Source organism: Xanthomonas arboricola, assembly GCF_002940665.1.
Taxonomy (GTDB): Bacteria; Pseudomonadota; Gammaproteobacteria; order Xanthomonadales; family Xanthomonadaceae; genus Xanthomonas; species Xanthomonas arboricola_B.
In genome coordinates, this window is sequence record NZ_MIGY01000002.1 from 1,353,281 (window position 1) to 1,375,078 (window position 21,798).

Sequence of the window (21,798 nt, forward strand, 5' to 3'; positions counted from 1 at the left end):
TACTGGACTGACCGATGCGCTTGCCGCCCTATCTGCTGTTGGCTGTTCCGCTACTGGCAATCCTCGCCGCCTGCACCAGGAAGGAGGTGCCGCCACCGCGCTTTGCCGCGATCGGGCATCTGCAGAGCTTCGATCGCAGCTTCAGCGACGTGGTTGCCGGCGATGCGCGCATCGAGAAGCTCAGCGAAGGCTTCACCTGGTCAGAAGGCCCGGCCTGGGTCCGCAACGGTGGCTATCTGCTGTTCACCGATGTGCCGGAAAACACGCTCTATCGCTGGTCCGAAGACGCAGGCCTGTCGGTGCTGCTGTCGCCATCCGGCTACAGCGGCCCGGACCAGGCCACGCTGCGCGAAGCCGGTGCCAACGGGCTGTATGCCGAGCCGGGCGGTACCGTGTTGCTGGCCGATTCCGGCACGCGCATCGTCGCCAGGCTCGACCCGGCCACGCGCAAGAAGACGCCGCTGGCGACGCAGTTCGACGGCCGTCGCTTCAACAGCCCCAACGATCTGGTCCGCCGCAGCGATGGTGTGGTGTTCTTCACCGATCCGCCGTACGGCCTGAAGGGCATGAACGATTCGCCGGTCAAGCAGCTGCGCTACAACGGCGTCTACCGGCTGGACACCGACGGCAGCGTGCACCTGCTGGACGACAGCCTCAGCCTTCCCAATGGCATCGCACTGTCGCCGGATGCGCGCACCCTGTACGTGGCCAATTCCGATCCGGACCGCCCGATCTGGATGGCCTACACGCTCGACGCAGCCGGTGCGGTGACCGGCAAGCGCGTGTTCGCCGACGCCTCCGATCTGGTGGCCAAGGACGCGCCCGGCCTGCCCGACGGCATGGCGGTCTCCGCCGACGGCCACCTGTTCGCCACCGGCCCCGGCGGCGTCATCGTGTTCGCCCCCGACGGCCGCAGGCTGGGCCGCATCGAAACCGGCGAGCCCATCTCCAACTGCGCCTTCGGCAACGACGGCCATACGCTGTACATGACCTCCCACGCGATGCTGGCGCGGGTGCGGGTCAAGGCGCTTGGCTTGGAGTTCGCGCAATCGCCGCTTTAGTAGGAGCGGCCCTGGCCGCGATGGAGCTTTACCCATCGCCCTGTGTTGCAAATCGTTCTGCTTTCAGCAGTCACAACAGCTGATGGGTGCGATGTGCTGACTGACCAGGTTTCGTAGCAGGCAACCTTGAATTCTTGGGTCCAGAACTCTAGACTCGCACCCTAAGTGGACTGGGGGTTCCCGGTCGGCGTCATAGCCTCGGTGAGATCACCGGGGCTTTTCGCTTTCTGGCAGCGGGAAAATTTTCAGGCCCCAGCCTTCATAGTCGACACCCAATTGACGCCGGCCTTGCTTGCAGAAGAATTTTCGCTGCAGCACGTCGAATGCGCGATTGGGATGATCCGGGCGGAGTACCGATAGCCCGATGGGCCGCGCAACGAGGTCAGCCAGTTGCAAGCCAGATGAGTTGGCCTTTTTGTCCGCAAAGACGATGGTAAAGGGAAGTTGCCGGCCCCAGCGGTTTGCGTCGTCGCAGATCCCGCCTGAATTCCAGCTCCAGATCGCGGTCTTCCTTCTTGCCACGGCATTCAACCACCACGTGCGTTGCAACATCGTCCTGCTTCTTTTCTTGCATCAGTTCGAAAAGTGTTTCCAGGCAGAATGCAAGCGCCAGGTGGTAGGGGTTGTCTGCGGTCTGGGCTTTTTCCTTCAGCCGTGTCTTGTCGATGACACAGCTGATCAGGATGAAGTTATGCAGCTCGATGATTCCCGTCAGCTCGTCCAGAAAAATCGTCTTTTCCAACCGATCACTGAAGCGGAAATGTCCCTTTTCCTTGCGGATGTCATGCTCGTGAAGAATCACCACGTCATGCCCGAAATGCCTGAACTTGAATGACTCAATGGCGGGAACCACGTGTTGCGCGTAGTGGCCTTTGTGGAAGACACGCAATGCCAGCACAAACACCGGATAGTTGGGATCTACAGACTCCAGGCCGTGGTCGCCGCTTTCATCGACATAGACGATGTAATTGCTGTAACGCGAGTCGGCAGCTGCCAGCAGTGGCGGTGTCGCCGGCTCGCCTCCCGCCTGTACCAATGGCAGCGAAAATTGCCCGGCAACGCCAGGCATCGTTAATGGCGGGTTATCTGATCCACGTTTTGGCATGACCACTCCCTGGCGCTGCACATTGAACAACGATGCAGCAGATTAGATCCGCATCTGCACAGGCACAATCTTCAAGCATGTCTCTCGCAGCATGCCGTACGCGGGCGTCAGCATGGCCTACCGCGTGCTGCCTCCGTGCAGTACCAACACATCATCCAGCTCCGGCCCGCCGCCACGGTTGCCGCTGCCCGCCACGATGTATAGATCGCCGCCGACCGTTGCGGCCTGGGTGCCGTGGCGTCCTTGCGGCAACGCAGCCAGCGTCTGCCAGGTGGAGGTGGCCGGGTCGTAGGCTTCGACGTCATCGTGCGCCTTGACCTGGCGCGTGCTCTCGCCGCCCATGACCAGCACCTGGCCATGGCGCGCAATGGCCGCGGCACCGGCGCGCGGCGTCGGCAGTGCGGCCGGGGCAACGCTCCAGGTGCCGCGCTGGATGTCATACACATCGACTTCGGAAATCGTCTGCGCCAAGGTGTTGCCGCTCTCGTGCGATGACCTGCGGCCACCGGCCGCATACAGCTTGCCGTCGAGCACCACCGCATGGAAATGATCGCGCGCACGCGGTGCGTCGGCCAGCTGCGTCCATTGCTGCGTCCTGGTGTCGAACGCATCCAGCCACGGCACATAACCGCTCATGTGGCCGCGCGTGTTGCCGCCCACCAGGTACAGCACGCCGGCGTGCGCCACCGCGCCTGCCGCGCCGCGGCGACGGCCCTCGGGAATCTCCGCACCCACTTGCCAGCGGTCGGTGGTGGGGTCGTAGATCAACAGGTGGGTAAGCGCCGCTTCTTCCGGGTAGTCGCCGGTCAGGCCGCCGACGAAGTAGATCTTCCCCGACGACACCACTGCCTGTGCGTGGCTGACCGCCAGCGGCGGCGTGCTGCCCTTGGACCAGCGCCGTGTTGTGGTGTCGAAGATGTCCAGCGGCCGGTCATCGCGCCCTCCGATCAGATAGAGACGATCGCCGACCGACACCAGGCTGTTCTCGTGCCGTGCATGCGGCCTGCCTTCGCCGGTAATGGTTTTCCATTGCAATGCGTGCCGAGCTTGTAGCGATGCAGGTGCCTGCACCGCCGTCTCGGCAAACGCGGGTGAGCATGCAGACATGGCCAATACAAAAGCCACACGTAACGCGTTTGCTGACAGGGTCATGGACGGCTGCTACCTGAGCGCAGGGAATGCCGAGTGTAGCGACATCGCCGCAATACGGTTTGCAAGGAAAATGCCGGATTCTTTCAGGCACAAAAAAAAGCGCGCACGCCGTAGCGAACTGAGCCGATGCACTCGTTTGGTTGCCCGGTTATGGCATCAGCACAAGGAACGCAGCACCTGATTCAAGCAACGCACGCGTCGATCCGCACAAGAGCGTGCCGGTGAAGCCGCAACGCGCAACACAGGGCGGCGCGCATCATCGAAGAGTCATTGCAACACCATCGACAGCAGCCACGTGCAAAGGCAGACATACGCCAGCAATCCAAGGCTTGCGGCCAGGGTGGTCCGCATGATCGCCGACTCCTGCCCCACCAGTTTGACCGCGGCCGCCGCAATGGCGATCGATTGCGGCGAGACCAGTTTCGCCATCACGCCACCGGCGGTGTTGGCGGCCACCAGCAACGCGGCAGGCACGCCGATCTGTGCCGCCGTCACTGCCTGGAGGTGCGCAAACAGCGTATTGCTGTTGACCACCGAGCCGGTGATGAACACCCCCATCCAGCCGATGACCGGCGACAGCAACGGAAACACGCCTCCTGCCTGGGCCAGCGCCAGCCCGATGGACGAGGACGCGCCGGAGTAATTGGTGACATAGGCCACCGCCATCACCAGCGACACGGTGGCCAGCGGCTTCCACATCTCCTTCGCCGACTGGACCAGTTCGCCCGTTGCCGAGCGCAGGTTCAGGCGCGGCGACAGTAGCACCGTGAGCACCGCTGCGATCAGGATCGCCGTGCCGGAGGCGTTGAGCCAACCGACGTTCCACACCGCAGGCAGCGTACGCACGCTGGCGACCAATGGCGGCACTTCCTGCACGCGTTGATCGAGCAGGCCGATGGGCAGACGCAGCACCGTGTCGGCAAGCGCGCCGTCTGCGGCAAACAGCGCCTTGAACGCAGGCAGGCTCCATACCAGGATCGCGCCGGTCAACATGTAGAACGGCGACCATGCCAGCAGCACCTGCGTGAGCGTCCAGCGCTGGGCGGAGCACGGCGGGGCCTGCGCCTCGCGGTAGATGCGCTTGGGGCGCCAGAACCGCATGAACAGTGCCAGCCCGCCCATGCCGGCCAAGGGTCCGAGAATGTCCACCAGTTCCGGCCCCAGCAGAGACAGCGTCAACGTCTGCACGCCACTGAACACCACGCCGACAAACAGCAGCACCGGCCAGGTCTCGCGCACGCCACGCCAACCATCGAGCATCGCCACCAGCCCCGCCGGTACCAACAGTGCGCAGACCTGCACCAGCACCATCAGCATCAGCGACATCTCGTCCAGGCGCACGCCACCTTGCTGTGCACCGACCAGCACCGGGATGCCGATCGCCCCGTAGGCGCCCGCCGCGCCGTTGGCGAGCAGGCACAGCATCGCCGCCTTGAGCGGACGGAAGCCCAGCTCCACCAGCAGCGCCGCACAGATGGCGATCGGCACGCCGAACCCCGCTGCGCCTTCCAGGAAGCCGCCGAAGCAGAACGCGATCAGCAGCACCTGGATGCGCTGGTCTTCGGACACCGTGGCAATGCTGCCGCGGATCACCTCGAACTTGCCGCTGCGGATGGCCAGCTTGTACAGCCACACCGCCATCAGCACGATAAAACCGATCGGGAAGATACCGTTGGCGATGCCCAACAGCGCGGCGCCCACGATGCTGGCCATCGGCATGCCGAACACCAACGACGACACCGCCACCGAGACCAGTACGGCCAGCGACGCGGCGGTCAGCCCCTTGAGCCGCAGCACCGTCAGTGCCAGCAAAAACAACAGCACCGGCAAGGCGGCCAGCAAGGCCGACAGGTTGGCGTTACCGAGCGGGTCGTAGAGTTGTTGCCACATGGTCGAACCTGCGCGAGTGGTGAACGGAAAAGGTGACGCTAAGCTGTCGGCACACGATTCGCGCACGGGGAACCGGCAGCGAAGTCGGCGAGGTTGCGCAAGGTGATCTCGGAGATCTCCTGCAGCGCCTCGGCAGTGAAGAATCCCTGGTGCCCGGTCACCAGCACATTGGGGAAGGTCATCAGGCGCTGAAACACCTCGTCGTCGATGATCTCGCCCGAGCGGTCCTGAAAGAACAATGCGTTTTCCTGCTCGTAGACATCGATGGCAAGATGGCCCAGCTGGCGGGACTTGAGCGCGCGGATCACCGCATCGGTATCCACCAGCCCACCGCGTGAGGTGTTGACCAGCATCGCACCCGGCTTCATCGACGCCAGCGACGCGTCATTGATCAGGTACTGGGTCGCCGGTGTCAGCGGGCAGTGCAGCGAGACGATGTCCGAGCGAGCCAATAGCGTCTCCAGCTCGACCCGCTGCCCGAGCGTCTCGAACCCCGGCGTGGGATAGGGGTCAAAGCCCAGCACGCTGCAGCCCATTCCCTGAAAAATACGTGCAGTCGCCAGCCCGATCTTGCCCAGCCCGATCAGGCCCACCGTCTTGCCGCGCAAGGTGCGGCCGAGCAGGCCATCGAGCATGAAGTTGCCCTCGCGTACGCGGTTGTAGGCGCGGTGCGTCTGCCGGTTGAGCGTCATGACCAGCGCCAGGGTGTGCTCGGCCACCGCCTCGGGCGAGTAGGCCGGCACGCGTGCCACGAACAGCCCGAGTGCCGCAGCCGCAGCAAGATCCACATTGTTGAAACCGGCGCAGCGCAGCAGCACTGCGCGCACGCCGGCCGCGTGCAGTGCCTGCAGCACGGGCGCGTCGAGCTGGTCGTTGACGAAGACGCAGACCACTTCGCACCCCTGCGCCAACGTTGCCGTCTGCAGGTTGAGCGATGCCTCGAAGTAGACGAACTCGACTGCGTATTCCACGCCCAGGCGTAGTTTCGCTTCGTCGAGAAAGCGCTTGTCGTAAGGGCGGGTGCTGAAGACAGCCAGTTTCATGCAGAGAACTCCATAGGTGCACGAACAAGGTAGCCTACCAACCCCGCGTCTTCCACCGCGCTTGGCCAAACGTCGCGACTGCGACCAGCAGTGGCCATCGGGAAATCACACCGGTACCGAGGTCCGCTGCTGTACGTCGCGCACCGACACAACGCGAGTGCGCCTGTGTGCAAGGGTTTGGCGGTGGAGTTCCGATGTGTTAACCGGCGATCAATACAGCGCGCCGATCACGGAGCCACACGCGTCCGCTTGCTTTCGCCACGGCAACGGTCGGAGCAGTACTTCACCTCGTCCCACACGCGCTCCCACTTCTTGCGCCAACGAAACGGCCGCCCGCATTGCATGCAGGGTTTTTCCGGCAACTCGTGTTTCTTGCGCATGGCCATGCGGAGCTTGAACCTAACCGAACCTGGGCGGGGGTCGTGGATAGGGCCAAGCATGTCATGGCGAGCGACGCGATGCAGATGCCATTGCAGGCAAGAAGCTGCTGAACAAGGGTGGCGGACGATGCGCAGTTAGCAGACAGGTTACAAGGAGTCGGCAGACCTTGCGGTCTTCGCGCACCGCCAGCGGTAAAGCGAGCGCGCCTGCCCATGCGATAAGTCGGGAAAAAGAAGCGCCGACATCGTGCAAGGGGCGCTGGTGCGACTTGTGGTTTCGGACTGTCAAATTCGGCTGTGGAATGTGCCGCAGCACAGGGATCTTGCTATTCGCCAATGCGGCGAGTCAAGACAGCACGGCACGGTTCCCAACCGATCTTTCGTATCTGGCGTATCGTTGCGCCCAAAGACGGCTTCGTTATCCCACTACGAGAAAGCGATGACTTCCACTGCTGAAACGCCAGACCGTACGATCCCACTGCTCCCCGGTCGCTCGATCGAACGTACGCTCGCCTTCTATCGGCGGCTGGGCTTTGTCGGTGACGCGCACCCGCACGATGCGGGCTACGCGATCCTCACGCGTGGCGATGTGGAGCTGCATTTCTTCGCGCACCCGGATCTTGACCCTGCTGCCTGCTATGCGGGCTGCTACATCCGGGTTGGCGATGTCGATGCGGTCTACGCCGCCATGCGTGCCGCGCAGCTACCGGCGCACGGCATCCCCAGGCTCGATGCTGTCAGCGACAAGCCGTGGGGGATGCGGGAATTTGCGCTTGTCGATGAAAACGGCAATCTGATCAGGATTGGGCAGGTAATCGGTAACTAGGCGTCCAATCGCCTGCATCTGCATACCTGCACAGCCGGAACAGGCCATCGACCAGGTGGCACGATGTACACGCTGCCAGAGATCGCACGATGCAGGCATCGGACCCTGTCGGCATGCGATGGCAACCGGCGATGCGTTTGCCGTGCATCACCTTGCATCGATTGCCAGCTGTATCTGCGCCGGTGTTGCAGTGCCCAGCGCAGCGTAGGCACCGCGCAATGCCTCCACAAAACGCGCATCGCCAGAGAGCGAAGCGAACACTGCATCCACGGTGAGGAATGCCGCGATGTCATGGCTGGCATCGCCGGTGGTCGAACGGCCGATGTCGCTGAGGACTTCGCCCAGCGGATCGACCAAGGCCACCCCGTTGGCCGCCTGCCTGCGCACGAATTGCAACCACGCCGCTACCGGAATGCAGAGCCGGTCGATCCGTCGCCCGGCATCCAATGCATCACTGATCGCGCTGAGCAGGCGCACCGGGATCTTCTGCGAGCCGTCCCAGGCGATCTGAGCGAGCAGGTGGCGGATGGCGGGGTTGCGGAAGCGGGCCAGGATGGCATCGATGTAGTGCTGCGGGTCGAAGCCCGGCATGGGCTGCAGGGTGGGGGCGATGTCCGCGCGCATCAGGGCTTCGACAAAGGCGGCCAGTTGCCGGTGGTGCATGGCGTCGGCGACCGTCTCCAGACCGAGCAGGCTGCCGAGATAGGCGAGTGCGGAATGCGGGCCATTGAGCAGGCGCAGTTTGGCGCGTGCGTAGCCGGCGATATCGTCGCTGAGAATCACGCCTGCGCGCTCGAGCGCGGGGCGGCCGTTGCAGAAGCGATCTTCGATCACCCACTGGCTGTAGCGCTCGCGCTGGATCGGCCAGGCGTCGTGCAAGCCGGTTTGCGCTTGCACATTTGCGCGCAGCGCGTCGTCGGTGGCGGGGGTGATGCTGTCGACCATCGAACGCGGAAAGTTGACTTGGCGGTCGATCCATGCAGCAAGTGCTGGATCGTGTTGCTGGGTGAGCCGCAATACCGCGCTGCGCAGCAGGCTGCCGTTGTCGGGCAGGTTGTCGCAGCTGAGCACGGTGAACGGTGCGCTGCCTTGCTGCCTGCGCTGTTGCAGGCCGGCGACCAGATAGCCGATGGCGCTGCGCGGTGTGCCGGGGCTGGCGATGTCGTGCACGATGTCGGGATGGGCCAGGTCGAGCGTGTCGCCGGCCAGGCAATAGCCTTTTTCGGTGACGGTGAGGGTGACCAGGCGCACGGCGGGATCGGCCAGGCGCGCGAGCACGGCGGCGGGTTCGTCGGCGGCGCACAGCACCTCGCGGATGGCGCCGATGATGCGCAGCTGCGGGTGCTCGTCGAGCAAGGCGAGGGTGTACAGGCCGTCTTGCGGACGCAGGGCGTCGCGCACGCCCGCGCTGTGTAGCGACACGGCGCAGATGGCCCAGCTGGGGTCCTGCGCGAGCAGGTCGTCGAGGTAGACGGCCTGGTGGGCGCGGTGGAAGGCGCCAGCGCCCAGATGGACGATGCCGATGGTGGTGTGTTTGGGGTTGTAGCTGGGAGGGAGGACGGTGGTTGGCAGATGGGAGAGCGTTGCGATGGAGAGCGTTGGAATTGGCATGGGTTTTTGTTTGGAATCGTGGGGGTGCTGCAAGTTCGCCTGTGGCCGTACCCTCACCAACCCCCGCTCCGCGCCCCGGCCCACGTCTTGCGACGCGGGCGCTCCAGGGCACGCGCGCCAGTGGCGCCCAAGCGGTGCCTCTTCGCCCCGGCGGGAGAGGGGCTTTAGGGGAATCGCGGCTGGGGGCTTCTTTGCCCATGTCCGCATGGCGTGGGTGTCGGCATTTGCTACTTGTCGGTGACGGTGAAGCGCTGCTTGTTGCGGATGTCTGCGCTGGAAGCGCCGATCTGTATTTCGTAGTCGCCTGGGTCCACCGCGTAGGCCTTGCGCTGGTCGTCGTAGATGCGCAGGGCATCTTGCGCCTTGAGGGTGAAGCGCAGCTGGCGTTGTTCGCCGGGTTGCAGGGTGATGCGCTGGAAGCCGCGCAGTTCCTTGATGGCGCGTTCGCGTTGCGGCTTGAGCGGATGCAGATACAGCTGCACCACTTCATCGCCTGCGCGTTGGCCGGTGTTCTTCAGCGTGACCGTTGCCGTGAGCGTGCCATCGGCTGCAACCGTGGTGCGGTCCAGCTGCAGATCCGAATAGGCGAATTGCGTGTACGACAGGCCGTGGCCGAACGGGTACAGCGGCTTGCCGTCGAAGTAGCGATAGGTGCGGCCGCGCATGGCGTAATCGTCGAAGGCGGGCAGGCGCTCGTCTTCCTTGTAGAAGGTGATCGGCAGGCGGCCGCCGGGACTGGCCTGGCCGAACAGCACATCGCCGACCGCGCTGCCGCCGCGTTGGCCGGGATACCAGGCCAACAGGATCGCGGGCACGTGGTGCTGCGCCCAGTCGATCGCCAGCGCAGAGCCGGTGGTCAGCACCGCAACCACCGGCGTGCCGGTGGCCTGCAGTGCCTGCAGCAATTCGCGCTGCGGTTTGGGCAGGCGGGTGTCGGTGCGGTCGCCGCCGGCAAAGCCAGGATAGTTGACGTCCATCTCTTCGCCTTCGACATCGCCGGTGAGCCCGCCGACGAACACCACCACCTCGGCGTTGCGTGCGGCGTCCACCGCTTCCTGCAGCGGCGGTTTGGCGCCGGGCATGCGCCAGGCCAGACGCACGCCGGCATCGCGCGTGGCCTCGAAGTATTCCACGCGCAGGTCGTAGGCCTTGCCGGCTTCCAGCGCAACGCTGGCATTGCCGCCGCGCATGCGCGGGGCCTCGCCCCATTGATCGATGAGCAGCTTGCCGTCCAGAAACAGGCGCACGCCATCGTCGGCGGCGATCTGCAGCTCGTAGGTGCCCGACACCGGCGGCAGCAGCTGGCCATGCCAGCGCACGCTGAAGTCGTCCTTGGCCAGTGCACGGTCGGCCTGCAGTTCACCGCGGCCGACGGCATCGTCGGTAGGCGCATTGCGGTCCCAGCGGAAGGCGATGCGCGGGTCGATACGGGTCAGCACCGGCTGGCCGGCCAACGCACGTCCACGGAAGTATTCACCGGTGAGGCCGTTCTGCTTGGCATCTGGCGCCGGGCGCAGATAGCGGGTGTCGATCGGTGCCGCGGCATTGGGGTCTTCGCGCCCTTCCACCAGATCGCTGCCGCGCGCGTAGACCACCTGTGCCTGCGGTGCGGCGTCGCGGATGCCTTGCAGGATGGTGACCGGCGCGGCTGGCGTGCCGTAGTAATTGCCCAGCAGCGACATCGGGTCGTCGGCGGTGGGGCCGATCACGGCGATGCGCTTGAGCGTGGGTTTGAGCGGCAGCAGGCCGTCGTTCTTTAGCAGCACCAGCGATTCGCGCGCGGTGCGGCGGGCCAGTGCATCGTGCTCTGGCGATTGATTCACCGTCGCAGGAATCTGCGCCCAGGGCACCCTGGCCGGCGGGTCGAACATGCCCAGCCGCATGCGCGTGGTCATCAGGCGCTTGAGCGCGGTGTCGATGCTGGCCTCGTCGATCAAGCCGGCGCGCACCGCCGCCGGCAATGCGGCGTAGGTGTCGCCGCAGTCCAGGTCGGTGCCGTGCTTGACGCCGAGCGCGGCAGCGGCCTCGGGCGTGGGCACGATCTTGTGGTTCTGCCAGATATCGCGGATGGCGGCGCAGTCGCTGACGATGTAGCCATCGAAGCCCCAGTCGCGGCGCAGGATGCCTTCCAGCCGCGTGCTGGCCGAGGCGGACTCGCCATTGACGCGGTTGTAGGCGCCCATCACTGCGGCGACCTTGCCTTCCTGCACCAGGGCCTGGAACGCAGGCAGATAGGTTTCATGGAGATCGCGCTCGCTGGGATGCACGTCGAAGTGGTGACGGTCGGCCTCCGGGCCGCTGTGCACGGCGAAGTGCTTGGCGGTGGCATCGAGCTTGCGGTACGGCCCTTGCTGCGCCTGCAGGCCCTGCACGAAGGTCACGCCCATGCGCGCGGTCAGAAACGGGTCTTCGCCATAGGTTTCCTGCCCGCGGCCCCAGCGTGGATCGCGGAAGATGTTGATGTTGGGCGACCAGAAGGTGAGCCCCTGGTAGCGCTTGTGCTCGCCGCGCGCCAGAAAGGCGTGGTGCTTGGCGCGCGCTTCGTCGCTGATGGCGGTGGCCACCTCGGCCATCAATGGGGTGTCGAACGTAGCAGCCAGGCCGATCGCCTGCGGAAACACGGTGGCGCCGCCGGCACGCGCCACGCCGTGCAGCGCTTCGTTCCACCAATCGTATTCGGGCACCTGCAGGCGCGGGATCGCCGGGGCGGCGTTCTGCATCTGCGCGGCCTTTTCTTCCAGCGTCATGCGCGACACCAGGTCGGCCGCACGTGCGTCGAAAGGGCGTTGGGTGTCCAGATACGGCGGCGGCGTTGCGGCCTGCGTGCCGGTGGCGGCAAGCGCCATCGCCAGCAGTAGCCCGCGCACACGTGGGCGACGTCGGGCGGTTGCAAGGTGGGCGGGGTGCGAATGCATGGTCAGTCCTCCTGGGTGCGGTGCGGTTCCAGCTGGGCAAACGGCCCGATCATGCTGCCGACGAAGCCGCCGGCCTGTGCGGTGCTGAGCATGCCCGCAGCATCGTTGCGGCGTAGCGACTGCCAGCCGCGCCCATCGGCATCGAAGGCGAAGCTGTACGCGCCGCCATCGCCGCTGATCTGCAGGCGCAGCTGCGCCGTTGTGGGGACGCGGGTGCGTGCGAGCGTGGTGGTTCTTGCGCCCTCGCGCTTGTCGAGGAAGACGTCCAGCGCATCGCCGTTGCGTCGTACGCCCAGCGCATACCACGCATTGGAATTCTGCAAGACGGCGAGTCCGGCACTGATGCCGGCCTGCGTGGGTACCGCCAGCGCGGTGCTCGCGGCGAAGCGCGTGTGTTGCTGGCGCCGTGCGAGGAAGGCGGGTGTGGTTGTGCTATCCAACCCCTGCGCCCTGGCATGCAGGGTCAACCAACCGGTGCGTGCGCTTAGATCGGCCACCTCATGTTTGGGCACACGCAGATATAGCCACTCGCGCTGCAGCGACGTGCCGGCAAAGTCGTCGCGCCAAGTGAAGTTGCCCGACAACGGCGCTTGATCGGCCGATGTCTTGGCGCCGCGCGGGCTCTGTGCGACATACGGAACCGGCTGACCGGCCGGCAGGATCGACGGCCAGCCATCGCGCCAGTGCACCGGTAGCAGGAAGGTCTCGCGCCCGGTGTTGTAGCGTTCGCCCGCATACGGGCGGCTGGCCAGGAACACCGCCCACCAGTGCCCGTCCGGTGTGTCCACCAGATCCACATGCCCGGCATTGCTGACCGGGTGTGCGCGATTGGCCGGCAGGTCGCGTTGGGTCAAAATCGGATTGTGCGGCGATGCCTCGAACGGCCCCCACACAGTGCGGCTGCGCAGCACCACCTGCGAATGCTGCGGCCCAGTGCCGCCTTCGGCACACGAGAGGTAATACCAACCGTCGCGTCGGTACAGATGCGGGCCTTCGATCCAGATCGGCTTGCTGGCCAGATCCACCCCGCCGTTGAGCACCACCTTGCGCGGGCCGACCGGTTGATTGCTGGCGAGGTCGAAGCGCTGCATCCAGATCGCACGGTGGCCTTCGTACAACGGCGTACCTTCCGGCGGGCCGTTGTTGAGCAGGTAGGCGCTGCCGTCCGTATCGAAGAACAACGACGGGTCGATGCCGTCGATGCCCGGCAACCACGTCAGTGCCGACCATGGGCCTGCGGGATTGCTGGCGCTGGCAATGAAGTTGCCGCCGCTGTCGACCGAGGTCCCCACGACATAGAAACGCCCGGCATGATGACGGATGCTGGCAGCGAACATGCCGCGCGACACGCCCAGCCCGTCGTAGTCGAGCTGCTTGCGGCGCTCGACCACATTGCCGATCTGCGTCCAGTGCACCAGGTCGGTACTCTCGAACACCGGGATCGCCGGGAAATACGCAAACGTGGAATTGACCAGGTAATAGCGCTCGCCCACGCGCGTCACGCTGGGGTCCGGGTAGAACCCGGCCAGCACCGGGTTGCGGTAGTGGCCGGGCGGCAACGGCGTGGCGAACACCGCATCGTCGCCGCGATATTCGAACCAGTCGAAGGCGACATCGGCCTGCGCCTGCGCCTGCGCTTGCGCGCGCGCAGGCGCGGCCACCGCAAGCAGCAGTGCCGCAAGCGCGGCCGGCAGCAGACGCATCACCAGTCCCACATCGCGCCGTCTTCCAGGCGCGCAACCGGCAACTGCTTGGGCACGTAGGGATACTTCGCGGCCAGCGCTTCGTCGATGTCCACGCCATGCCCGGGCGTTTCGCCGCAATGCAGGCGGCCATCGCGGAACACGTAATCGTGCGGGAACACCGCGTTGGCCGCGTCGGAATGGAACATGTATTCCTGGATGCCGAAGTTGGGTACCCAGGTGTCGAAGTGCAATGCCGCGCCCATGCACACCGGCGACAGGTCGGTGGCGCCGTGGAAGCCGGTGCGCACCTGATGCAGCGCGGCGAAATCGGCCAGCCGGCGCACATGGGTGATGCCGCCGGCGTGGACGATCGTAGTGCGGATGTAGTCGATCAGCTGCTGCTCGATCAGGTGCTTGCAATCCCACAGCGAATTGAACACCTCGCCCACCGCCAATGGCGTCACCGTGTGCTGGCGGATCACTTCGAACGCGCGCTGGTTTTCTGCAGGGGTGGCGTCTTCCAGCCAGAACAACCGGTACGGTTCCAGGTCGCGGCCCAGGCGCGCTGCCTCGATGGGAGTGAGCCGGTGGTGCGCGTCGTGGAGCAGTTCGATCTCGTCGCCGTGGTCGTTGCGCAATTGCGCAAACAGCTTCGGCACCACGCCGAGATAACGTGGCGTGGACCACACCGTTTCGCTCGGTAGTTCGCTCTCGGCCGGCTCATACGGTTTGCCGCCGCTGGAAATGCCGTAGGTCTTCTTGATGCCGGGCACGCCGCACTGCGCGCGGATGGCGATGAAGCCCAGCTCGCGGAAGCGGCCGACCTCATCGCTGGTTTCGGCGATATCGCGGCCATTGGCATGGCCGTACACCAGCGCGCCCTCGCGCGAGCGCCCGCCGAGCAGCTGATACAACGGCAGGCCGGCCATCTTGCCCAGGATGTCCCACAAGGCCACGTCCACCGCGGCGATCGCGCTCATAGTCACCGGGCCGCGCCGCCAGTACGCGCCGCGGTAGAAGAACTGCCAGATGTCTTCGATACGGCCGGCATCGCGGCCGATCAGGTTCGGCACCAGGTGTTCCTGCAAATACGCCGCCACCGCCAGTTCGCGGCCATTGAGCGTGGCATCGCCCAGCCCGGTGATGCCCGAGCGGGTACGGATCTTCAAGGTGACGAAGTTGCGGCCCGGGCAGGTGACGATGACGCGCGCCTCGACGATCTCGCGATCGCGGGCCGAGCCTTGCAGCGGAGCAGGGGAGTCGGGAGTCTGTGACATCGTGGTCTCGCTCAGGGAGAAGTGGCAGCAGTGAGGGGGAGTTCGAATGGGCCGGCCGGCAGGCCGCTGCGGTCGTACAGGGTGCACACCGGGCTGTCGGCCCAGCAGTAGCGCACGCGCGTGACGGCCAGGCCGGTGGGAATGCGCAGGCTGATGGTGTGGTCGTGCAAGCTGGCAACGGCATAGCGACAGCTGTTGGGCGCGGCGCCGCACAGCTCGAACCCGATCGGCGCATCGGCGCCATAGCTGAGCAAGGCGGTGTCCACATCGTCGAAGGCGATGCGCACGCTGTCGGCTTCGCGCTGGGCGCCGCGCGGCACCGGGCCGGAGGGCGCAAGCGCTTCGCCATACACCGCACGCCTTGCCGCGCGCGCCAGGCGCCGGCCCAGCTCCTGCTTGTTGGCCGGATGGATGTCGTAGCGGTCGCCGATGTCGATCGCCACCGCAAGGCCCGCATGCGCATCGTTGGCGACGAAGCGGCGCTGTGCCTCGCGCAGTTGCGCCCAGCCGCTGTCGACCGGCTGGGTGGGCGGCGCGCCATAGTTGGCCAGTTGCACGATCAGCAGCGGCAACTGCGCACCGAAGCGCTGCCGCCAATCGCGTTGCCATGCAGCGAGCAAGGCCGGGTAATGCACCGCATCGCCGGCATTGGATTCCCCCTGGTACCACAGCACGCCACGCAGGCCGAGCTGGCCGAGCGGGGCGATCATGCCGTTGTACAAGGTGGTCAGCCCGGCCGCCGACGACCACGGCGCGCGCGGTGGCGAGCCCAGTTGCGGCGGCACGATGCGGTACTGCCAGGGCGCATCCAGGGGCAGCGTGCTGCCATCGGCGAACTGCAGCGCACGCGATTGCGCATCGCTCAGCAGCCCACCGCGCCGATAGGTGTTGAGCACATTGAGCACGATGCTGTTGCGCCCGGCATGCAGGCGGCCGCGCGGCACGCTGTAGCGACGCGGCTGGTCGGCACCGTAACTGCTGCCCACGCCGCGCCCGTTGACCCAGGTCTGGTCCAGCTCGTCCACCGGCCCGAGCAGCAAGCTGGCGTCCTGTGCGGCCTGCGCCGGCGTCAGCTCCACGCTGGTGCGGTACCAGACCATGCCGTTGAACCCGACCAGCTGCGGCACGCCCCAGTCGTCCCATGCGCCCAATGCCGCCGGTGCGGTTTGCCAGGCGCCGGGCGCATCCGCTTGCCAGGGCTCGCCTTCGCCGTGCGCATGCCACCAGGCCTCCCACAGCGCGCCCCACTGCGGCGCGGCATCCACCGGGTCGCGTGCATAACGCGCCAGTACATCCAGCGCCGGGCCGTCGTCGCCGGCAGCGCGCAGTGCCTTGTCGCCGATCCAGGCCTGCAGTTGCGAGCCGCCCCAGGAGGCATTGATCAGGCCCATCGGCACATCGACGGTCTTCTGCAACTCACGCGCGAAGTAATAGCAGGCCGCAGAAAACTCCTTCACCGTCTCCGGCGTGGTGCGCTGCCATGCGGCAGTGCCACCGAAGCGGCGCTGCGGCGTCGGGCTGGACTGCGCCGGCACCTTGAACATGCGGATGCGCGGGTTGTCGGCATCGGCAATCTCGCTGCGTGAATCCAAGGTGCGATGCACCTGCAATTCCATGTTGGACTGGCCCGAGCACAGCCACACGTCGCCGATCAGCACGTCGTCGACCTGCTGCGTCACACCGGTGCTGGTGCGTGCGCTCAAGGTGTACGGGCCACCTGCGGCGTGCGCAGGCAGGCGCGCTTCCCAGTGGCCTTGCCGATCTGCGCGTGCCTGCACCTGCTGCGCATCCAGTTGCACGCTCACGCGCGTGCCAGGGGGTGCATCGCCCCACACGCGGATCGGCGCATCGCGCTGCAACACCACATGCTCCTGAAACAGCGCATGCAGCAACGGCGCGTCGGCCGCCTGCGCCAGGCGCGGCAGCAGCGCTGCGCAGAGCGCTGCCATGACGACCGTCGAACTGCGCGCGCTCATTTCGGATTCCCCGGCGCATACGGAAACTGCAATGCCTGGTAATACGCCAACGGATGCGCCGGTGGCGCCGTGCCGGCCGGCAACGGCCGCCCGGACACGTTCTGGAAGTAGGCGATGCTGGCATCGCGCCACCATTGCGCTTCGTCCTGCTGGATCGCCAGGAAACTGGCCACCTGCCGGTAACGCGGCGGATCGATCCTGCCGGCCAGGCCCTGCCAAGTCGCGCGCATGGCACGCACCTCGTCCACGCCGTGGTCGTAACGCCACACCAGCTCGTCCCACAGCGGCCGTCCGGAGGCCATGCGGTGCTCCCAGGGTACATGGTGGAACCACAGCAGGTAATGCTCCGGCACACGCTGCACATCGCCGAACACGCGTGCCACCGGCTTGGCGTATTGCGCCACCGCATTGCTGCCGCTGGCACTGCGATCGAAACCGATGCCGTTACGGTCGGCGCGGTGGTAGTAGACCGGGTCCCAGTCTGGGCGCTCGCTGCCCGCATCCCACGGTGCTGGGCCGTAGTGATGGCCGCGCCCCATCAGGTGATGCAGGCCGAGCGGGGTCATGTAGTCCACCACCGCTTCGCGCGAGCGCAGCAGCATGTCGACCACGGGCGTCACCACGTCAGCATCGTTGGAGAACGTCATGCGCACCCACTCCTGCGCGACTGCCTGCGGCGACAATTGCGGGTTCCACGCCAGCCGCCCGTACGCATACCAGTTGGCCTGATCGAAGATCGAGCCGCTCCAGTTGCGGTCCGCACCGATGTTGGCCACCCCGGCAATGCCGGTCAGCCGCGTGCGGCCGGCATCCTTGAACAGGCTGCCATCCACGGTCCTGGCCACCGTCGAGCCCTTGCCGCGCGCATGGGTGTCGGCCTGCAGGGTTTCGGCAAACAGCGTGCCCAGGTAGGCCAGATGGGTGGAAAAGCCCAGATACTCCTTGGTGATCTGGAACTCCGGCATCAACGGCGTCTTGCGCATCGCGCCGAACAGCGGATGGAACGGCTCGCGCGGCTGGAAGTCGATCGCCCCGTTCTTGACCTGCACGATCACGTTGTCGCGGAACTGGCCATCCAGCGGCAGGAACTCGCTGTACGCCTGCTTGGCGCGATCGTCCGGCTGCGCATGCGAATAGACGAACGCGCGCCACATCACCACGCCCCCGTGCGGCGCCAGCGCGTCGGCCAGCAGATTGGCGCCATCGGCATGGCTGCGCCCGTAGTCCTGCGGGCCGGGCTGGCCTTCGGAGTTGGCCTTGACCAACAAACCGCCGAAGTCCGGAATGCGTGCATAGATCTCGTCGGCTTTGTTGCGCCACCACTGCCGCACCTGCGGATCCAGCGGGTCGGCGGTCTTCAGGCCACCGATCTCGATCGGCGCGCTGAAACGCGCGCTGAGAAACACCCGGATGCCGTAGGGACGAAACACCTTGGCCAGTGCCGCCGCCTTGTCCAGATACTGCGGCGTCAGGCTCCAGGCCTTGGCATTGACATTGTTGAGCACGCTGCCGTTGATGCCCAGCGATGCATTGGCGCGCGCGTAGTCGGTATAGCGCGGATCCAGATACCCCGGCAGGGTCTGCCAGTTCCATAACGAGGCGCCGGCGTAGCCGCGCTCGACCACCCCGTCCAGGTTGTCCCAGTGGTTGAGCATGCGCAGTTGCAACCGCGGCGACTCGCGCAGGTCCAGCGCGGCCAGCGACTGGCCGGTCTGCAGCAGGCGCAGGAAGTGGAATGCCCCATACAGCGCACCGATATCGCTGCCGCCGACGATGGCGGTGATGCGATGCCCGTCCGCGCGGACACTGCGGATCAGATAGCCCTCGCGGCCCAGGCCGGCGGTCTGCAGGTTCAACGCCGCGATCTGCGGCGCTGCGGCCGCACCCAGCAAGATCGCACCATCGCGTGTGACCGTGGCGGACGACTGCGGCGCAGCACCAAGCAGGCCCGACAGTCCACGCTGCAATTCCTCGCGTGCAGCCTGCAGACTCGGCGAGTCGCCGGCGACGATCAACTCGCTTGCGCTGCCACGCAACTGCGCCGCGTCAGCCATCCGGTGGTAGCGCAACCATAACTCGTAGCCGTCCTCGGCCCGCGCGCCGGCACTGGCCAGCATCAATCCACACAGCAGCGTCATCGCCAGCCACCACGGATGCGCCAATGCAGCGCAATACGCGACGCAGCGCCGCATTGCACGCGCGCTCATGCGGCATGCTCCAGCGACATCGCCGCACGCGGCGGCGTATCGCCGCTCTGCCTGCTTCCCGGTACCATGCGTCGCATCGTCACGCACGCAGTCGACGCTTGCGTTATTGCAGCGGGTTGTGTGCATCGTGCAGGTTCGCCACCCACTTGAAGAGGCCACGCTTGGAGAAGGTCAGGAAATCGGTCCGCCGCACCAGCCGCGCGACCACCATCGACGAGGTGGCGGCGCTGGCGAAGGTTTCGCCGATGACGGTCTCGCGCGTGGTCAACAACAACGGCAGCGTGCGCGATGCCACCCGCGCACGCGTGCTGCGCGCGGTCGACAAGCTGGGTTACACGCCCAATCTGGCGGCCAGCGCCCTGGCCGCCGCGCAGAGCACGCGCATCGCGTTGATCTACAGCGATCCCAGCGGTGCCTACCTGCGTGAGTTGCTGCTGGGCGTGTTGCGGGTTGCCTCGCGCACGCCGATCCAGCTGGTGATCGATTGCTGGGACGACCTGGATGCCGACGCCGAGCGCCGTGCCGCGCGCAAGCTCGCCAAGGGCGTGGCCGGGGTGATCCTGCCGCCGCCGCTGTGCGAATCCAAGGCCGCGGTACTGGAACTGGTACGCGCCAAGGTGCCGGTGGTGGCGATCGCCTCCAACCACTTCAGTCCGGATGTGGCCTGCGTGCGCATCGACGAATTCGCCGCCGCCAAGGAGATCACCGAGCATCTGATCGCGCAGGGCCACACGCGTATCGGCTACATCGCCGGGCATCCCAACCTGTCCGCCAGCACGCGTCGCTTCGAAGGGTTCCAGGCGGCGCTGGCCGATGCGGGCCTGCGGCTGGATCGGCATCTGGTGCAGCCGGGCGACTACACCTACAAATCCGGCCTGGTCGCTGCGGAAAAACTGCTGGCGCGCAAACGCCGCCCCAGCGCCATCTTCGCCAGCAACGACGACATGGCCGCCGCCGCGATCTCGGTCGCGCATCGGCGCGGGCTGGATGTGCCGCGCGATCTGTCGGTGGTCGGCTTCGACGACACCTCCGCGGCCACTGCGGTATGGCCAGAACTCACCACCGTGCAGCAGCCCATCGCCGCCATGGCCGACGCTGCGCTGGACATCCTGCTGAAGACGATTCGCGCCAAGGAGCGCACGGCGAAGATGGTCGATCATGTGGTCGCGCACCTGCTGGTCAAGCGGGATTCGGTGGCCGCACCGGCAGCGCCGGATGCAACGGAACAGCAATGACACCGCACGCGGTTGTGCGCGCAGGCTGCCGGTGATCGCCTGCGCGTGCAGGCGACCATCGGCACAACATCAACGCGTCAGATACTGGTTGATCAGGTTCTCGTAGGCTTCCTGACGGCCGCTGAGCTGCTTGGGTGCGTTACCGGCGGCGTACTTGGCCACATCCACCAGCGTGCTGCTGCCGTTGGCGAAGTCCGCGCCCGCACCGCTGTCGAAGCTGGCGTAACGCTCGGCGCGCCACTGCTCCAGCAGCGAGGAGGTCAGCAGCGCATTGGCCACTTCCAGCCCGCGTGCAAACGCGTCCATGCCGCCGATATGCGCCAGGAACAGATCCTGCGGGTCGGACGACTCGCGACGCACCTTGGCATCGAAGTTCAGCCCGCCCGGTGCCAGCCCGCCCTGACGCAGCACCACCAGCATCGCGCCGACGGTGTCGTACAGGTCGGTCGGGAACTGATCGGTGTCCCAGCCGTTCTGCGGGTTGCCGCGGTTGGCATCGATGCTGCCCAGCAGGCCGGCATCGGATGCCACCTGCAGGTCGTGCTCGAAGCTGTGGCCCGACAGCGTGGCGTGGTTGGCTTCGATGTTGAGCTTGAAGTCCTGGTCCAGGCCGTGCTGGCGCAGGAAGCCGATCACCGTGGCGCTGTCGAAGTCGTACTGGTGCTTCATCGGCTCCATTGGTTTTGGCTCGATCAGGAAGTTGCCGGTAAAGCCGATCGCGCGGCCGTAGTCGCGCGCCAGGGTGAGGAAGCGCGCCATATTGTCCTGCTCGCGCTTCATCTGGGTGTTGTGCAGGCAGGCATAGCCTTCGCGGCCGCCCCAGAACACGTAGTTTTCGCCGCCCAGCTCGACGGTGGCATCGATCGCGGCCTTGACCTGCACCGCCGCACGCGCGACGACATTGAAATCAGGGTTGGTCGACGCACCATTCATGTAACGCGGGTGCGAGAACAGGTTGGCGGTGCCCCACAGCAGCTTGACGCCGGTGTCGGCCTGGCGCTGCTTGGCGATGCCGACCATGTGCTTGAGGTTGCTCTGGTACTCACCGATGTCGTCGGCATCGGGCGACAGGTCGATGTCGTGGAAGCAGTAGTACGGCACGCCGAGCTTGGTGAAGAACTCGAACGCGGCATCGGCCTTGGCTTCGGCGCGATTCAACGCGGTGTTGCCGATATCCCACGGGTACGCGCGCGTGCCCGGGCCGAACGGATCGGCGCCGTTGCCGCAGAAGCTGTGCCAGTAGGCCACGGCAAAGCGCAGATGCTCGGCCATGGTCTTGTCGCCGATCTGCTTGTTGGCGTCGTAGACCTTGAACGCCAGCGGGTTGTCCGAGTCGCGGCCTTCGAAGCCGATCTTGCCGATACCGGGGAAATATTCCTTGGCGCCGATGTAGACGGTGTTGCTCATGGGGTGGAATGTCCTTGCTGCTGGGGGA

17 protein-coding genes are annotated in these 21,798 nt (G+C 66.0%); 3 read left to right on the forward strand and 14 right to left on the reverse strand.

Annotated elements, in window-relative coordinates:
• Nucleotides 1-14: 14 nt before the first annotated feature.
• Nucleotides 15-1,061, forward strand: a complete 1,047-nt coding sequence (locus XarjCFBP7645_RS13025; protein WP_104537782.1) for an SMP-30/gluconolactonase/LRE family protein — start codon at nucleotides 15-17, stop codon at nucleotides 1,059-1,061.
• Between the two features lie 207 nt (nucleotides 1,062-1,268).
• Here the strand turns inward: XarjCFBP7645_RS13025 and XarjCFBP7645_RS21950 are convergent, their stop codons facing one another.
• From XarjCFBP7645_RS21950 to XarjCFBP7645_RS13050, 6 genes are all read right to left on the reverse strand, one after another.
• Entirely contained in the window at nucleotides 1,269-1,457 is a 189-nt protein-coding gene (locus XarjCFBP7645_RS21950; RefSeq protein ID WP_258079556.1) for a hypothetical protein, read from the reverse strand.
• Nucleotides 1,444-2,187 (reverse strand): DUF3800 domain-containing protein, encoded by a 744-nt coding sequence (locus tag XarjCFBP7645_RS13030; protein ID WP_258079561.1) that lies wholly within the window; start codon nucleotides 2,185-2,187, stop codon nucleotides 1,444-1,446. The genes XarjCFBP7645_RS21950 and XarjCFBP7645_RS13030 overlap by 14 nt, the downstream gene beginning before the upstream one ends.
• A gap of 96 nt (nucleotides 2,188-2,283) precedes the next feature.
• Entirely contained in the window at nucleotides 2,284-3,318 is a 1,035-nt protein-coding gene (locus XarjCFBP7645_RS13035) for a Kelch repeat-containing protein (RefSeq protein WP_104537783.1), read from the reverse strand.
• 267 nt (nucleotides 3,319-3,585) lie between these two features.
• Nucleotides 3,586-5,208: an L-lactate permease gene (locus XarjCFBP7645_RS13040; RefSeq protein ID WP_104537784.1), complete on the reverse strand. Its 1,623-nt coding sequence runs from the start codon at nucleotides 5,206-5,208 to the stop codon at nucleotides 3,586-3,588.
• 38 nt (nucleotides 5,209-5,246) lie between these two features.
• Nucleotides 5,247-6,251 (reverse strand): 2-hydroxyacid dehydrogenase, encoded by a 1,005-nt coding sequence (locus tag XarjCFBP7645_RS13045; protein WP_104537785.1) that lies wholly within the window; start codon nucleotides 6,249-6,251, stop codon nucleotides 5,247-5,249.
• A gap of 227 nt (nucleotides 6,252-6,478) precedes the next feature.
• Entirely contained in the window at nucleotides 6,479-6,637 is a 159-nt protein-coding gene (locus tag XarjCFBP7645_RS13050; protein WP_104537942.1) for a DUF2256 domain-containing protein, read from the reverse strand.
• 433 nt (nucleotides 6,638-7,070) lie between these two features.
• On the opposite strand from XarjCFBP7645_RS13050, the gene XarjCFBP7645_RS13055 reads away from it, so the two are divergent.
• Nucleotides 7,071-7,457: a bleomycin resistance protein gene (locus XarjCFBP7645_RS13055; RefSeq protein WP_104537786.1), complete on the forward strand. Its 387-nt coding sequence runs from the start codon at nucleotides 7,071-7,073 to the stop codon at nucleotides 7,455-7,457.
• A gap of 147 nt (nucleotides 7,458-7,604) precedes the next feature.
• Here XarjCFBP7645_RS13055 and XarjCFBP7645_RS13060 read toward each other — a convergent pair whose 3' ends face one another.
• From XarjCFBP7645_RS13060 to XarjCFBP7645_RS21955, 7 genes are all read right to left on the reverse strand, one after another.
• Nucleotides 7,605-9,068 carry a mannitol dehydrogenase family protein gene (locus XarjCFBP7645_RS13060; RefSeq protein WP_104537787.1) on the reverse strand — a complete coding sequence of 488 codons (1,464 nt, stop codon included), beginning with the start codon at nucleotides 9,066-9,068 and terminating at the stop codon, nucleotides 7,605-7,607.
• Nucleotides 9,069-9,295: 227 nt separating this feature from the next.
• Nucleotides 9,296-11,983 carry a glycoside hydrolase family 3 protein gene (locus XarjCFBP7645_RS13065; protein ID WP_104537788.1) on the reverse strand — a complete coding sequence of 896 codons (2,688 nt, stop codon included), beginning with the start codon at nucleotides 11,981-11,983 and terminating at the stop codon, nucleotides 9,296-9,298.
• Nucleotides 11,984-11,985: 2 nt separating this feature from the next.
• Nucleotides 11,986-13,686 (reverse strand): glycoside hydrolase family 43 protein, encoded by a 1,701-nt coding sequence (locus XarjCFBP7645_RS13070; protein ID WP_104537943.1) that lies wholly within the window; start codon nucleotides 13,684-13,686, stop codon nucleotides 11,986-11,988.
• Complete coding sequence (gene manD, locus XarjCFBP7645_RS13075; protein WP_047130538.1) at nucleotides 13,686-14,945, reverse strand: D-mannonate dehydratase ManD; 1,260 nt, start codon at nucleotides 14,943-14,945, stop codon at nucleotides 13,686-13,688. Before manD ends, XarjCFBP7645_RS13070 begins: the two co-directional genes overlap by 1 nt.
• Before the next feature lie 11 nt (nucleotides 14,946-14,956).
• Nucleotides 14,957-16,921 carry a sialate O-acetylesterase gene (locus XarjCFBP7645_RS13080; protein WP_104537789.1) on the reverse strand — a complete coding sequence of 655 codons (1,965 nt, stop codon included), beginning with the start codon at nucleotides 16,919-16,921 and terminating at the stop codon, nucleotides 14,957-14,959.
• Nucleotides 16,918-19,113, reverse strand: coding sequence for an alpha-glucuronidase family glycosyl hydrolase (locus XarjCFBP7645_RS13085; RefSeq protein ID WP_104537944.1), 2,196 nt, complete (start codon nucleotides 19,111-19,113; stop codon nucleotides 16,918-16,920). Before XarjCFBP7645_RS13085 ends, XarjCFBP7645_RS13080 begins: the two co-directional genes overlap by 4 nt.
• A gap of 118 nt (nucleotides 19,114-19,231) precedes the next feature.
• A complete protein-coding gene (locus XarjCFBP7645_RS21955) occupies nucleotides 19,232-19,396 on the reverse strand; it encodes a hypothetical protein (protein ID WP_016903660.1) in 165 nt (54 codons plus the stop codon).
• Between XarjCFBP7645_RS21955 and XarjCFBP7645_RS13090 the strand changes: the two genes are divergently transcribed.
• Entirely contained in the window at nucleotides 19,347-20,363 is a 1,017-nt protein-coding gene (locus XarjCFBP7645_RS13090) for a LacI family DNA-binding transcriptional regulator (protein ID WP_258078529.1), read from the forward strand. The genes XarjCFBP7645_RS21955 and XarjCFBP7645_RS13090 overlap by 50 nt on opposite strands.
• A 69-nt stretch (nucleotides 20,364-20,432) precedes the next feature.
• On the opposite strand, the gene xylA is transcribed toward XarjCFBP7645_RS13090, so the two are convergent.
• Entirely contained in the window at nucleotides 20,433-21,770 is a 1,338-nt protein-coding gene (gene xylA, locus XarjCFBP7645_RS13095) for a xylose isomerase (RefSeq protein ID WP_104537791.1), read from the reverse strand.
• Nucleotides 21,771-21,798 lie beyond the last annotated feature (28 nt).